The 13237-nt window shown below is 65.8% G+C and carries 12 protein-coding genes; 3 read left to right on the forward strand and 9 right to left on the reverse strand.

The window, feature by feature from the left end; translation table 11 throughout:
* Nucleotides 1-65: 65 nt before the first annotated feature.
* Nucleotides 66-1349, reverse strand: coding sequence for a polyhydroxyalkanoate depolymerase (phaZ, locus tag F9K34_RS12425; RefSeq protein ID WP_291337296.1), 1284 nt, complete (start codon nucleotides 1347-1349; stop codon nucleotides 66-68).
* Nucleotides 1350-1462: 113 nt separating this feature from the next.
* On the opposite strand from phaZ, the gene phaC reads away from it, so the two are divergent.
* From phaC to phaR, 3 genes are all read left to right on the forward strand, one after another.
* Entirely contained in the window at nucleotides 1463-3280 is a 1818-nt protein-coding gene (phaC, locus tag F9K34_RS12430) for a class I poly(R)-hydroxyalkanoic acid synthase (protein WP_291337285.1), read from the forward strand.
* Between the two features lie 128 nt (nucleotides 3281-3408).
* The gene (locus tag F9K34_RS12435) at nucleotides 3409-3864 is read left to right on the forward strand and encodes a phasin, PhaP (protein ID WP_291337286.1); all 456 of its coding nucleotides are present in this window, start codon (nucleotides 3409-3411) and stop codon (nucleotides 3862-3864) included.
* 136 nt (nucleotides 3865-4000) lie between these two features.
* The gene (phaR, locus tag F9K34_RS12440; RefSeq protein WP_291337287.1) at nucleotides 4001-4591 is read left to right on the forward strand and encodes a polyhydroxyalkanoate synthesis repressor PhaR; all 591 of its coding nucleotides are present in this window, start codon (nucleotides 4001-4003) and stop codon (nucleotides 4589-4591) included.
* Between the two features lie 20 nt (nucleotides 4592-4611).
* On the opposite strand, the gene F9K34_RS12445 is transcribed toward phaR, so the two are convergent.
* From F9K34_RS12445 to F9K34_RS12480, 8 genes are all read right to left on the reverse strand, one after another.
* Nucleotides 4612-5826, reverse strand: coding sequence for a DegT/DnrJ/EryC1/StrS family aminotransferase (locus F9K34_RS12445; protein WP_291337288.1), 1215 nt, complete (start codon nucleotides 5824-5826; stop codon nucleotides 4612-4614).
* A 122-nt stretch (nucleotides 5827-5948) separates the two neighbouring features.
* Nucleotides 5949-7307 carry a glutamine synthetase family protein gene (locus tag F9K34_RS12450; protein ID WP_291337289.1) on the reverse strand — a complete coding sequence of 453 codons (1359 nt, stop codon included), beginning with the start codon at nucleotides 7305-7307 and terminating at the stop codon, nucleotides 5949-5951.
* A gap of 11 nt (nucleotides 7308-7318) precedes the next feature.
* The gene (locus F9K34_RS12455) at nucleotides 7319-8002 is read right to left on the reverse strand and encodes a type 1 glutamine amidotransferase (RefSeq protein WP_291337290.1); all 684 of its coding nucleotides are present in this window, start codon (nucleotides 8000-8002) and stop codon (nucleotides 7319-7321) included.
* A 68-nt stretch (nucleotides 8003-8070) separates the two neighbouring features.
* Entirely contained in the window at nucleotides 8071-9405 is a 1335-nt protein-coding gene (locus F9K34_RS12460; protein ID WP_291337291.1) for a glutamine synthetase family protein, read from the reverse strand.
* A gap of 197 nt (nucleotides 9406-9602) precedes the next feature.
* A complete protein-coding gene (locus tag F9K34_RS12465) occupies nucleotides 9603-10442 on the reverse strand; it encodes an ABC transporter permease (protein ID WP_291337292.1) in 840 nt (279 codons plus the stop codon).
* Nucleotides 10439-11320, reverse strand: coding sequence for an ABC transporter permease (locus F9K34_RS12470; RefSeq protein WP_291337293.1), 882 nt, complete (start codon nucleotides 11318-11320; stop codon nucleotides 10439-10441). Before F9K34_RS12470 ends, F9K34_RS12465 begins: the two co-directional genes overlap by 4 nt.
* Nucleotides 11321-11362: 42 nt before the next feature.
* Nucleotides 11363-12079: a transporter substrate-binding domain-containing protein gene (locus tag F9K34_RS12475; protein ID WP_291337294.1), complete on the reverse strand. Its 717-nt coding sequence runs from the start codon at nucleotides 12077-12079 to the stop codon at nucleotides 11363-11365.
* A gap of 36 nt (nucleotides 12080-12115) precedes the next feature.
* Complete coding sequence (locus F9K34_RS12480; protein ID WP_291337295.1) at nucleotides 12116-12895, reverse strand: ABC transporter ATP-binding protein; 780 nt, start codon at nucleotides 12893-12895, stop codon at nucleotides 12116-12118.
* Nucleotides 12896-13237: the final 342 nt, after the last annotated feature.

Consider the following 13237-nt stretch of genomic DNA (forward strand, 5'->3'; position numbering starts at 1 on the left):
CCGCGCCGGTGACAAAGGCGATCCTCGGCTGGGCCGGCGGCCTGTCACGCTCGCCCTAGGACGGCTCAGACCGCGCGCAGCGGCGTCTTGCTCGCCCCGGCGCGGGCGGGGCGCGCCATCCCGGCATTCGCGTCGATGAAGTTGAGCACGAGCGGCCGGATGTTCCTGCGCCAGGACTTGCCGGCGAAGATGCCGTAGTGGCCGGCGCCCGGTTCGAGGTGCTGGGCCTTCTTCGCCTCGGGCAGGCCGGTGCAGAGCTTCAGCGCCGCGAGGCACTGGCCGGGGGCGGAAATATCGTCCTCCTCGCCCTCGACGACCTTCACGGCGACATCGGTGATCTTGCCGATGTCCACCCGCTTGCCGGCGACCTCGAAACTGTTGGTGGCGATTTCGCGGTTCTTGAAGATGCGTTCGACGGTGGAGAGGTAGAATTCCGCCGTCATGTCCATGACCGAGAGATATTCGTCGTAGAAGCGGTTGTGCGCGTCTCGCTCGGAGGCCTCGCCCTTGGCCGCCCGGATGATCTGGTCGGAGAAGGCCTGTGCGTGGCGGTCGAGGTTCATCGAGATGAAGGAGGCAAGCTGGAGGAGGCCAGGATAGACGAGCCGGCCGGCGCCGGCATACTTGAAGCCCACGCGCTGGATGGCGAGGTGCTCGATCTGGCCCATGGTCAGGCGACGGCCGAAGTCGGTCACTTCGGTCGGTGCGGCGTCGGGGTCGACCGGTCCGCCGATGAGGGTGAGCGTCCGCGGTTGCGCCTCGGGGTCTTCCTCGGCCAGGTAGGCGGTGGCGGCCAGCGTGAGCGGCACCGGCTGGCAGACCGCGACGACATTGGTTTCGGGGCCGAGGGCGCGCATGAAATCGACGAGGTAGAGCGTGTAGTCCTCGATGTCGAACTTGCCGGCGGAGACCGGGATGTCGCGCGCGTTCACCCAGTCCGTCACGTAGACGTCGCAGTCGGGCAGGAGACTGGTGACGGTGGAACGGACAAGCGTGGAATAGTGGCCCGACATCGGCGCCACGAGCAGCACCCGGCGCGGCATCGGCTCGCGCCCGACGACGCGGAAATGGATGAGGTCGCCGAAGGGCCGCGAGATGACGGTATCGACCTCTACCAGGTGGTCGCGGTCATCGGAGCCGACGATGGTGCGGATGCCCCAGTCGGGCTTGATCACCATGCGCGCGAAGCTGCGTTCGGTGATGCGCCCCCAGGCCGACATGGTCTTGAACATCGGATGCGGCACAAGACCCCAGACGGGGTACGAGGCGAAGGCGCGCGCCGAGGCGCCGAGCCACTCGTTGGTATTGCGCACGGCCTCCATGAGGTCGTAGGTGGCCATGCCCTTCATCGCGTTTCCCGAACCTCTCAATCGAACGTCTCCATTCGCCACTTTGCACGGGAACCGGGCGGCGGTATCCTGTGAATGCTGCACCGCAACAATGTTACGGGGGAAACGTTAGCATGACAACAGATGTTGCGAGCGGGCCGGAAAACCCTGAAAAACCGCCCGCCAACATCGACAAGCTGAACGCCAATATCGCCCGGATCGAGGAATTGACGCAGCGTCTCGTGCAGGCGCTTTCGCACAAGGGCACCCCGAATCCGGAGGTCGAGGCGCCAGGACCGGAGTTCTTTGCCAAGGCCGCGGCGGCCTACTGGGCGGAGATGCTGGACAACCCCGGCAAGCTGATCGAGCAGCAGGTCAGCTACTGGGGAAAGGCGCTCAGGCACTATGTCGAGGCGCAGCATGCCCTGGCGCAGGGCAGGCTCGAGCCGCCCGCCGACCGCAGCCCGAAGGACCGCCGCTTCGCCAACCCACTCTGGGATACGCACCCCTACTTCAACTTCCTCAAGCAGCAGTATCTCTTCAACGTCGAGGCGCTGGAAAGCGCGGTGGCGGAGCTTCAGGACGTGACGCCGCTCGAACGCCGGCGGATCGAGTTCTTCACCCGCCAGATCATCGACATGATGGCGCCGACGAACTTCCTCGCCACCAATCCCGACGCGCTCGAACGCGCGCTCGAGACCGAGGGCGAAAGCCTCGTGCGGGGACTCGAGAACCTCGTCCGCGACATCGAGCTTCACCGCGGCGAGCTTCTGGTCACGCTCGCCGACCGCGATGCCTTCACGGTGGGCGAGAACATCGGCACCACCGAAGGATCGGTCGTCTTCCGCAACCGGATGATGGAACTCATCCAGTACGAGCCGACGACGGAGAAGGTGCGCGAACGGCCGCTCCTGATCTTTCCGCCCTGGATCAACAAGTTCTACATCCTCGACCTGAAGCCGGCGAACAGCCTGATCAAGTGGGTGGTCGACCAGGGCTACACGCTCTTTGTCGTGAGCTGGAAAAATCCCGATGCGAGCTATGCCGATGTCGGCATGGACGACTATGTCGAGGAAGGTTACCTGGCCGCGATCCGCGAGGTGAAGGCGATTACCGGTCAGGACCGGATCAACGCCGTGGGCTACTGCATCGCGGGAACGACGCTGGCACTGACGCTCGCGCTGATGCGGAAACGCGGCGACCGGTCGGTCGGGTCCGCGACCTTCTTCACCACGCTCACGGATTTTGCCGACCCCGGCGAGATCGGGGTCTTCCTCAACGACGATTTCGTCGACGGGATCGAACGCGAGGTGGCGAAGAAGGGCTACCTGGACAAGTTCTTCATGGGCCGGACCTTTTCGTTCCTGCGCTCGAACGACCTCATCTACGGCCCGGCAATCAAGAGCTACATGATGGGAGAGCGGCCGCCGGCCTTCGATCTTCTCTACTGGAACGGTGACGGCACCAACCTGCCGGCACGGATGGCGATGGAATATCTGCGCAGCCTCTGCCAGGCGAACCGCTTCGCCACGGGCAACTTCGAAATCTGCGGCGAATCCGTTTCCATCCATGATGTCCATGTGCCGGTCTGCGCCATTGCCTGCGAAACCGACCATATCGCGCCGTGGCGGGCGTCCTACGCCGGCGTCCGCGAGTTCGGTGCGAAGGACAAGACATTCATCCTCGCCGAATCCGGGCATATCGCCGGGATCGTCAATCCGCCGGCGAAGGACAAGTACGGCTACTACACCAACGCCGGCGCGATGGAGGGGGACGAAGACGCCTGGAAGGCGGCGGCCGAGCACCGCCGGGGAAGCTGGTGGCCGGCATGGGCCGCGTGGCTTGAGAAACGCTCGGGCAAGCTCGTTCCCGCGCGCGTGCCGGGCGACGCGGCGCATCCCGCGCTGTCGCCCGCCCCGGGAACCTACGTCGTCGAGACACCCGGGGCCTGAGCGGAAATAATTCAGCGAAGAAATTTTCTGCACTGCAGCAAAAGGGGTTGAATTTCTGCACTGCAGCATGTATGTACTCTCCATCAAGAAACGCGCGGCGGGCCGCGCACCCCCCAGGAGACACCGACATGCAGAAAGCTCAGGATTTCACCAAGGTCATGCAGGACATGGCTGCGAAGTTCCCGTTCGACCAGAAAGCCTTCCAGGACTCGTTCAAGAGCTCGGCCGCGCTTGGCGAGAAGGTCGCGAAGGTCGCCCTCGAGGCCGCCGAGAAGTCGAGCGAGATCTCGGCGAAATGGACCAAGGAAACGCTGTCCAAGGTCGGCGCGCTGACGAAGGTCAAGGAAGAGCCGGCGGACTACACGAAGGCCGTTTCGGACTTCGCCGCTGCCGCCGCCGAGATGGCCGCTGAAAACCTCGCCGCCTTCGCCGAAGTCGCGAAGAAGGCCCAGATGGAAACCGTCGAGCTGATGCTCGCCGCCGGCAAGGACCTTTCGGAAGACGCCGCCGCGGCCGTCAAGAAAGCCCAGGCGGAAGTGACCTCGGTGGCGAAGAAAGCCGCTGCCGCCGCTTCGGTGAAGTGATCTGACGCCAGCCTTTTCCTCCCTGTAGGCTAGGCCGACCTGGCGGGCACCCTGTGCCCGCCTTTCTTTTTGTTGTGTTTTCCGCCGTGCGGCGTAATCTCGCCGCGACGCCAATACGTCGCGGGGAGAGACTGATATGGCAGAGGATGCCAAGCCGCTTCTGATCAAGCGGTACGCGAGCCGTCGGCTCTACAACACGGAAACCAGCGACTATGTGACGCTCGAAGACATCGCCTCGTTCATCCGCGAGGGGCGCGAGGTCCAGATCGTCGACCTCAAGACGGGTGACGACCTCACCCGGCAGTATCTCCTGCAGATCATCGCCGAGCACGAAAGCCGGGGCGAGAACGTGCTGCCGGTCGATGTGCTGACAGATCTTGTCCGCAGCTACACCACCAGTGCGCAGAGCGTTGTCCCACAGTTCCTCGCCGCCTCGTTCGAGATGCTGCGCGAAGGCCAGTCGAAGCTGATGGAAAACCTTGCGACCTTCCCGAACCCGATGGCCTCCATGCCCGGGTTCGCGGAACTGCAGCGCCAGCAGCAGGCGTTCCTGAAGTCGATGATGGGCGGTTTCGCCGGCTCCTCCGGCCCCGCGCGCGAGGACGACGAGGACGAGGCGGACATCCGGGCGAAGGGCAAGGCGAAGGGCAAGGCCGGCGAGTCCGATGAACTCGCGCAGATTCGCAGGCAACTGGCCGAACTTCAGACCAAGCTCTCGAAGCTCTGACCCCGCGGGGCGCGGCAGGCTCAGCCGCCCTTGACCTCGGTCGCAGCGGCCAGCAGCGCATCGGCGATGAAGTCGAGATCGCCGCGTTTCAGCCGCGCCGGAAGGCGCAGGTCGCAGGCGCGCATCAGCATCGCGCGGGTCTTCGGCAAGTCGGGCAACTCGCCGAGGAACTGCCAGTTCCAGTAGGCCCGCGCATTGTCGCGCGACAGGCCGAAGACCTGCACGGTGACGCCGCGCCGCTCGGCCGCGGCCTGGAAGGCGCGCGCCTCCTCGTCGCTGTCGAAGCCGCGCAGCAGGAACTGGAGCGAATCCGGCGCGCGTTCCTCCTTCGGCAGGGCGGGCGGGACCTCCATCCAGGGCGACGCGTCGAGCCGCGCGGCGACGTAGTCGTGGTTCGCGCGGCCGGATGCCACCCGGTCGTCGATGAGCGGGACCTGCGGCCGGATCACCGCGGCGGAAAGGTTCTGCATCCGCATGTTGTAGAGCGGCAGCTTGTTCTGCCAGAGATGGAAGCTGTTCTGCAGCCCGGGATGTTTCTTCCAGTTGTGTTCGTAGGCGCCCGACATGATGACGGCGCGGGCGGCGATCTCGGGGTCGTCGGTGATGAACATGCCGCCCTCGCCGGCGTTCACGAGCTTGTAGGACTGGAAGGAAAAGCAGCCGATCTTGCCGATGGTGCCGATCTTGCGCCCGTCCCAGCGCGTGCCGAGCGAATGTGCGGCATCCTCGATCACCGGCACGCCGCGGGCATCGCAAGCTGCCATGATCGCGTCCATGTCCGAGGTGTGCCCGCGCATGTGGCTGATGAGCGCGGCCTCCGCGCCGTCGTCGAGCTTGGCGCGGAAGTCCTCCATGTCGATCCTGAGGTCCTCGCCGACCTCGACGAGGACGGGCACGCAATTGGCGTGGACGACGGCCGACGGCACCGCCGCGAAGGTGAAGGCGGGCACGAGAACCTTCGCGCCCGGTTTCAGGTCGAGCGCGCGGAGCGCGAGGAAGAGCGCGGCCGAGCAGGAGGACACGGCGAGCGCATAGCGCACGCCCATGTGTTCCGCGAACTCTGCCTCCAGTCGCGCGACGGGCGCGCCTTCGGGGGCGGTATAGCGGAAGAGGTCGCCCGACGCGAGGAGACGGTCGATCTCCGCGCGCGCGGCCTCCGGGATCGGTTCGGCGTCATAGACGTTCGGCGCGGGCCGCACGGGCTGGATGCGCTTCGCCACGGCGTCGGTGGACATCCCCATATCCCCTCTGGTCTCGTCTGGGCACAGCTACTTCAGGGCGGCGAAATACGCCAGTCCTTTCGGAACCCGGGGCACGGCCAGCCCGTGCCCTTGGCCACCCTCCGCCGGTCGAGGTGTCACACGTTCAGAAGAAGGTGCTCCCTTTCCCACGGGCTGATGACCTGCAGGAACTCCTTGTATTCGTTTCGTTTGACGGCTTCGTAAATGCCGCAGAACTCCGGCGTCAGCGCCTCGCGGACCGGTGCGCAGTCCGAGAAGAGGTCAAGCGCGTCGCCAAGCGTGGTCGGCAGTTCATCGGCGTTGATATAGGCGTTGCCGGTGTTCTCGGGCCGCGGCATCTTCTTTTCCATCAGCCCGAGATATCCGCAGACCAGCGAGGCCGCGATGCCGAGGTAGGGGTTGCAGTCCATCCCCGGCAGCCGGTTCTCGATGCGCCGCGCCCTGGGGTCGGAGATCGGCACGCGGAGCCCGGTGGTGCGGTTGTCACGCCCCCATTCGAGATTGATCGGCGCGGCGAAGTCCGGCACGTAGCGGCGGTAGGAATTGACGTAGGGCGCCATCAGCGCCACCACCGCCGGCAGGTAGGTCTGCATCCCCGCGATGTAGTGCAGGAACGCCGGCGTCTCGCCGCCCTTGCTGTCGGAAAAGATGTTCCGGCCCGTCTTGATGTCCACCACCGACTGGTGGATGTGCATCGCCGACCCGGGCTCGCCCTCGATCGGCTTGGCCATGAACGTGGCGAAACTGTCGTGCCTGAGCGCCGCCTCGCGGATCAGCCGCTTGAAGTAGAAGACCTCGTCGGCCAGCACCACCGGGTCGCCGTGGCTCAGGTTCAGCTCCACCTGGCCCGCGCCGCCCTCCTGCACGATGCCGTCGATCTCGATCCCCTGCGCCTCGGCGAAGTCGTAGATGTCGTCGATCACCCGGCCGTATTCGTCCACGGCCGACATGGAATAGGCCTGGTTCGCCATCACGCGTCGGCCGGAACGGCCGATGGGCGGGATCACCGGCTGGTTCGGGTCGATGTTGCGGGCGACGATGTAGAACTCCATCTCGGGCGCGACGATCGGCTTCCAGCCCTGCGCGGCATAGAGGCCGAGCACGCGCTTGAGCACGTTGCGCGGCGCCATCGGCACCGGGTTGCCCTGCTGGTCGTTCACGTCATGGATGACCTGAAGCGTCACGTCCGCGGTCCACGGCACCGCCTGCGCAGTGGAGAAATCCGGCACGAGGATCATGTCGGGTTCCGTGAACTCGCTCTCGTCCGGCATGTCGGCATAGTCGCCGGTGATCGTCTGGGCGAAGATCGAGTTGGGCAGGTGGAAGAACTTCTGCTTGGCGAACTTGGAGGCCGGCATCGCCTTGCCCTTGGCCACGCCGGCAAGGTCGGCGACAAGGCATTCGACCTCGTCAAGCCGGCGGCCGGCAATGTATTCCTGAGCGGCTTCCGGCAGCTTCTGGGTCCAGTCGGACATGAATCACACTGTTATGAGTTGCGGGTTTGCGTGAAGAAATCCGCGATCCGGTCGGCGATCGCGGTCGAGGAATTGGGCTGGCCGAGGCGGGCCGACGCCGCCGCCATGACCTCGTCGGGAACGAGGCCCTTGCCGCGGGTGCGCATCAGCCCGTCGATGAAGTCGTCGGCGAATTCCGGATGCGCCTGCACCGTGAAGGCGCGATCCCCGTAGACGAGGGCCGCATTCTCGCAGAACTCGTTGCAGGCCACCGGCTCGGCCATCGGCGGACGCTTCGTCACCTGGTCGCGGTGCCAGGCATTCATGGTGATCGTCTCGCCGCCGAAGTCGTAGTCCGTCGGGCCCACCGCCCAGCCCTTGTCGAAGCGTTCGACCTTGCCGCCGAGCGCCTGGGCAATGATCTGATGGCCGAAGCAGATGCCGACCATCGGCACCTTCTCGGCATAGGCGCGGCGGACGAAGTCCTCCAGCGGCCGGATGAACGGATGGTCCTCGTAGGCGCCGTGGCGCGATCCGGTGATGAGCCAGCCGTCGCAGTCATGCACGTCCTTCGGGAACTCCATCGCCTCCACGTGATAGGCGCGGAACTCGAAGCCGCGGTCGGCAAGAAGGCGGGCGAACATGTCGGGATAATCGCCCATTTCGGCGCGAAGCGCGTCGGGCGACTGGCCGGTCTGGAGGATGCCGATACGCATGTAAGTCTCTGACGGTCTCCGGCGAAGGTAATGCCCGCCCCCATCGCGGCGCAAGGGGGCGCGGGCGGTCACACGGTGTCGAGGTAGATTTCGGTCTGCTCCTCGGGCGACAGTTCCTCCATGTAGCGCAGTTCCTGCCGCTTGGTCATCACGAGGTTGCGGATGAGCTCCTCGGGGAAGATCCGCCGCACCGTCGCGCTCTTCTCGAAGACGTCGATCGACGCGGACCAGGTGTCGGGCAGCAGCGGCAGGTCGAGCGCGTAGGCATTGCCGGTGATCGGGGCAGGGGGTGTGAGCCGCTCCTCGATGCCGACGAGCGCCGAGCCGAGGATCGCCGCGAGCATGAGGTAGGGGTTCACGTCGCCCCCCGCCACCCGATGCTCGATCCGTCGCGCCACCGGGTTGCCCGAGGGAATGCGGATCGCCGAGGTGCGGTTCTCGTAGGCCCAGCAGATCTGGTTCGGCGCATGCGCCTCGGGGATCAGCCTCTCGTAGCTGTTGGCGTGCGGCGCGAAGATCAGCGTGAGGTCGTGCATCGCCGACAGGCAGCCGGCGACGGCATGGCGCAGCCTGTCCGTGCCCTCGGGCCCGCCGTTGTCGAAGATGTTGCGGCCGTCGCGGTCGAGGACCGAGAAATGCGTGTGCAGCCCGTTGCCGGAATAGTCCGGGTAGGGCTTGGCCATGAAGCTCGCCGCGAAGCCGTGGCGGCGGGCCAGGCCCTTCAGGAGCATCTTGAAGAGCCAGGCATCGTCGGCCGCCCGGAGCGCGTCGTCACTGTGCATCAGGTTGATCTCGAACTGGCCGAGGCCGGATTCCGAGATCGCCGTGTCGGCGGGAATGTCCATCGCCTCGCAGGCGTCGTAGAGATCCGTGAAGAAGGTGTCGAAGGCGTCGAGCGCGCGGATCGACATGATCTCCGCCGCCTTGCGCCGCTTGCCCGAGCGTGGCGAGGGGGGCACCTGGAGTTTCCGGCCGCTGTCGTCGATCAGGTAGAACTCCAGCTCCATCGCGCAGACCGGGGTCAGCCCGTGCTCGCGGTAGCGCTCCACGATGCGGGCCAGCGCATGGCGCGGGTCGCCGTCATAGGGCTGGCCGTTCTCGCGGTACATCCAGATCGGCAGGAGCGCGGTCGGCGCGTCGAGCCAGGGCATCGGCATGAAGCCGCGCTCGGTCGGCTTGAGTATGCCGTCGGCATCGCCGGATTCGAAGACGAGCGGGCTGTCCTCGATATCCTCGCCCCAGATGTCGAGGTTGAGGACGGACATCGGATAGCGCGTGCCGTTCGTCACCACCGCGTCGGCAAAGCGGACGGGTACGCGCTTGCCGCGGGGCTGACCGTTGAGGTCGGCAGCGGCCACACGGATCGTGCGCACCTCGGGGTGTTTTCTGAGCCAGTTCTTCATCATTCACCTGATCGGCCGGAGTGCCGGGGTCCGAAACCGCCATGGGCCGGGACCGCGAAGTCCGCCTGGCAGCATCGGCCCATGCCCTTGGGCCTTAGCTGTTTATGATCAAAACTTCCTCGTCTGGCGCGCGGATCGGCAAATAGGCCGAAAAACGCGGGCGCCTCCTCCCGAAGAATTTGATCAAAAGCAGCCTACTACCGGATGATCTGCGGACGCAAGCGGAATTTCACACGCGCCGACTGCGGCAGATGCCGGTTGAGCCGCCGGTTGACCAGCCCGAACACCGCGATCACCGAGAGGGTGAGCAGGATGAAGTACACGGCGATGACGGGGTAGGCGACGAACGGGTTGAAGGTCCGCGATGCGAAATAGGTCGCGTAGTAGAGCGCGTCGCCCTTCTGCTGGAAGGCCGGGAAGCCCGAGAAATAGACCAGCGTGGTGGCGTGGAAGAGGAAAATCGCCTCGTTGGTATAGGCGGGCCAGGCGAGCCGGAGCATCGTCGGCCACATGATCCGCCGGAACCGCGACCAGCCCGACATGCCGTAGGCGTCGGCCGCCTCGATGTCGCCCCTCGGGATCGACCGCAGCGCGCCATAGAAGATCTCGCCGGAGTAGGCGGCGGTGTTGAGACAGAGCACGATCAGCGCGCCGAGCCAGGCTTTCGACAGCCACGAGGTCTCGACCGTGACGGTCATGAACCCCAGGGGGATGTCCCAGCCCATGCGCGGGATCAGCACGAAGGCCTCGTAGGCGAGGAAAAACTGGATGAAGAGCGGCGAGCCGCGGAAGACGAAGATGAACCATTCGGCGGGCTTGCGGGCCCAGACGTTCCCGCTCGCCTTGGCCACCGCCAGCGTATTGGCTAGGAAGAATCCGATGAAAAGGGCGACCGCGCCGTAGTAGAGGTTCCAGATGAGGCCCGACCCGATCAGCGTGAAATGCTCGCAGAGCGTCATCTCGCCCTTGGGCAGGAGACGCTCGCCGATGCCGATCGAACGCAGGGCGTAGTCCTGGATGGTCTGGAAGCAGCTCATCGCGCGGCCTTTCGCTGCATCTCGCCGCCAAGCGTCGCCTGCCCGCGGCTGAGCCGCGACGTCAGGCGGCCCAGAACGCCTTCCGACACCCTGGTCATGCCGAGGTAGAAGACGAGAAGGACGATGAAATACCAGACCCGCCAGTCGGGATGGGGATACTCGAAGGCCTGGGTCTTCGACCCGCCCAGTTCCCGCGCCCAGTAGACGATATCCTCGACCCCGAGCAGGAACAGCAGCGGCGTGGCCTTGATCAGGATCATCCAGAGGTTCGACAGGCCCGGCAGCGCGTAGACCCACATCTGCGGAACGAGGACGCGCCAGAACGCCTGGCGCTGCGACATGCCGTAGGCTTCCGCCGTCTCCATCTGCGCGCGCGGGACCGCCCGCATGGCGCCGTAGAGCACGTTCGCCGCAAAGGCGCCGAAGACGATGGCGAAGGCGAGCACGGCGAGCGCGAAGCCGTAGATCTCATGCACCGACTGTGGGCTCGTCGACAGCGGCAGCTTCGCCTCGGGGCAGACGATAAAGTCGTTGCCCTGCCAGATCGACTGGGTCCAGTCGGGGCATTTCACCTTGTGGCGGAGGTATTCGAACCCCTGGTCGAGCGCGATCGGCACGAAGAGGAAGAAGATGATGTCGGGCACGCCGCGCACCATTGCCGTGTAGGCCTTGCCAAGAAGGCTGAGCGGCAGGAACGAGGATCGCGCCGCCACCGCGCCGCCGAAGCCGAAGGCGAGCGCCACCGGCGCGGTGATCGCCAGCAGCAGGAGCACGGTGCCGAAGGAGGCGTAGAACAGCATGTGCTTGCCCGAGGTCAGGTAGCACAGGAGCCATTGCAGCCCTTCGATCGACTTGGGATCGGCGCAGAACGCAAACATCGGGGTGCGGAGGCGGGCCGTTGCCGGCCCGCCCCGTTTCCGTCAGAACACGAGTGCTTCCTCGCCGAACCACTTCTTGATCATGGTGTTCAGCGTCCCATCGTCCTTCATCGAGGTGATGGCCGCGTCGAGCTTCGCCTTCAGTTCGGTATCGCTCTCGCGCAGGCCCATGCCGACGCCGCCGCCGATCTGCACCTGGTCGACGACCACAAGCTCGCCGTTCGACTCGTTGACGGCCGGCAGCAGGTAGTCCTTGTCGGCGAGCACCACGTCGGCCTCGCCGTTGCGCACGGCCGCGATGGTCTCGTCCGGCGTCGGGTATTCGAGCAGCGTCGCACCAGATTCGGCGACATAGGCGGCCTGGATGGTGGCCGTCTGCGCGGCGACGACGCCTTTGATGTTGGCGTCGGCGGAGAGCCCGACATAGAGCGAGGCCGCCGGCGGGATGTATTCCTGCGTGAAGTCGATGACCTTGTCGCGCTCATCGGTGATCGACATGCCGGCGATGATCACGTCGTAGTTGCCCGAGACGAGGTTGGGAATGATCGAATCCCACTCGTTCGTCACCCATTCGCAGGTCAGTTCGGCGCGCTTGCAGAGCTCGTCGCCCATCTCGCGCTCGAAGCCGTCGACCTCGCCCTTGTCGTTGATGAAGTTGTAGGGAGGATAGGCGCCCTCGGTGCCGAGGCGCACGGTCTGCGCCGCGGCGAGGCCCGCGCTGAGGGCCAGCGCGGCGACGGAAAGGATGAAGGTCTTCATGCGGTTACTCCCGTTGACTTGAGCTGCTTGGGTCGGTCAGGCCGCAACGGTCGCGCTCAGGAACTGTTGCAGGCGTTCTGTCTTCGGGCTGCCGAAGAGCCGGGCGGGGGGCCCTTCCTCCTCGATCCGGCCGAGATGCAGAAAGATAACATGATCGGACACATCGGCCGCAAGCCGCATGTCGTGGGTGACGAGGATCATCGTCCGGTGCTCCTCGGCCAGCGCCTTGATCACCTTCACCACCTCCTGCTGCAGCTCGGGATCGAGCGCCGAGGTCGGTTCGTCGAAGAGAAGCGCGGTCGGCTCCATGCAGAGCGCCCGGGCGATGGCGGCGCGTTGCTGCTGGCCGCCGGAGAGCTGCGCCGGGAAGGCATCGCACTTGTCGCCGATGCCGACCTTGTCGAGGTAGCGCCGCGCCGCGGCCTCCACCTCCGCCCGGTCGCGCTTCAGCACCGTCACCGGAGCCTCCATCACGTTCTGCAGCACCGTCAGGTGGGACCAGAGGTTGAACTGCTGGAAGACCATCGAGAGGTTGGTGCGGATGCGGATGACCTGGCCCTTGTCGGCCGGATGGCGGGCAAGCCCCTCGCCGCGCCAGAGCACCTTCTCGCCCTTGAAGACCACGTCGCCCTTCTGGCTGTCCTCCAGGAGGTTGCAGCAGCGCAGGAGCGTCGACTTGCCCGAACCCGACGAACCGATGAGCGAGACGACCTGGCCGCGCCGGGCGGCGAGCGAGACGCCCTTCAGAACCTCGAGCGATCCGTAGGCCTTGTGAAGGTCCCGGACTTCGATGACGGGCGTGTCGGCTTCGGTCATGTGGCAGTATCCCCCCGGAACCCGAATAGGGCGGATATTTTGCCGTTTTACAATGCGCTTTTTGCGCGCGGGGGGCGGAAAAGGCGGGCGGAATGCCTAGTTAACCGGCACATCCTGCGAAGGCGGCGCCGGCGTCGGCACGGCGAGATAGGCCTCCGCCGGGATCGCGACGAGGCCGCTCAGGCCAAGGGCGGCGCGGTCGGCGGGGGCGAGGGCCGCGACCGGCGGCGGTGATGAGCGGCAGGCCGGGCGTCGGCTCGGTGTGGCTGACCACGCGGAGACGGCCGGCGACCTCGGGGTGGTGCGCCTCAAGCAGCCGCCAGCTCACGGCGTCGATGGCGG

The organism is Albidovulum sp., assembly GCF_008933605.1.
Lineage (GTDB): Bacteria > Pseudomonadota > Alphaproteobacteria > Rhodobacterales > Rhodobacteraceae > Albidovulum.

Bases quoted from the DNA above. Each gene is read 5' to 3' on its own strand.
- F9K34_RS12435 (WP_291337286.1), top strand. From the start codon at position 3,409: ATGCAGAAAGCTCAGGATTTCACCAAGGTCATGCAGGACATGGCTGCG.
- phaC (WP_291337285.1), top strand. From the start codon at position 1,463: ATGACAACAGATGTTGCGAGCGGGCCGGAAAACCCTGAAAAACCGCCC.
- phaZ (WP_291337296.1), bottom strand. From the start codon at position 1,349: ATGAAGGGCATGGCCACCTACGACCTCATGGAGGCCGTGCGCAATACC.
- F9K34_RS12480 (WP_291337295.1), bottom strand. From the start codon at position 12,895: ATGACCGAAGCCGACACGCCCGTCATCGAAGTCCGGGACCTTCACAAG.
- phaR (WP_291337287.1), top strand. From the start codon at position 4,001: ATGGCAGAGGATGCCAAGCCGCTTCTGATCAAGCGGTACGCGAGCCGT.
- F9K34_RS12445 (WP_291337288.1), bottom strand. From the start codon at position 5,826: ATGTCCACCGACGCCGTGGCGAAGCGCATCCAGCCCGTGCGGCCCGCG.
- F9K34_RS12455 (WP_291337290.1), bottom strand. From the start codon at position 8,002: ATGCGTATCGGCATCCTCCAGACCGGCCAGTCGCCCGACGCGCTTCGC.
- F9K34_RS12470 (WP_291337293.1), bottom strand. From the start codon at position 11,320: ATGTTTGCGTTCTGCGCCGATCCCAAGTCGATCGAAGGGCTGCAATGG.
- F9K34_RS12450 (WP_291337289.1), bottom strand. From the start codon at position 7,307: ATGTCCGACTGGACCCAGAAGCTGCCGGAAGCCGCTCAGGAATACATT.
- F9K34_RS12460 (WP_291337291.1), bottom strand. From the start codon at position 9,405: ATGAAGAACTGGCTCAGAAAACACCCCGAGGTGCGCACGATCCGTGTG.
- F9K34_RS12465 (WP_291337292.1), bottom strand. From the start codon at position 10,442: ATGAGCTGCTTCCAGACCATCCAGGACTACGCCCTGCGTTCGATCGGC.
- F9K34_RS12475 (WP_291337294.1), bottom strand. From the start codon at position 12,079: ATGAAGACCTTCATCCTTTCCGTCGCCGCGCTGGCCCTCAGCGCGGGC.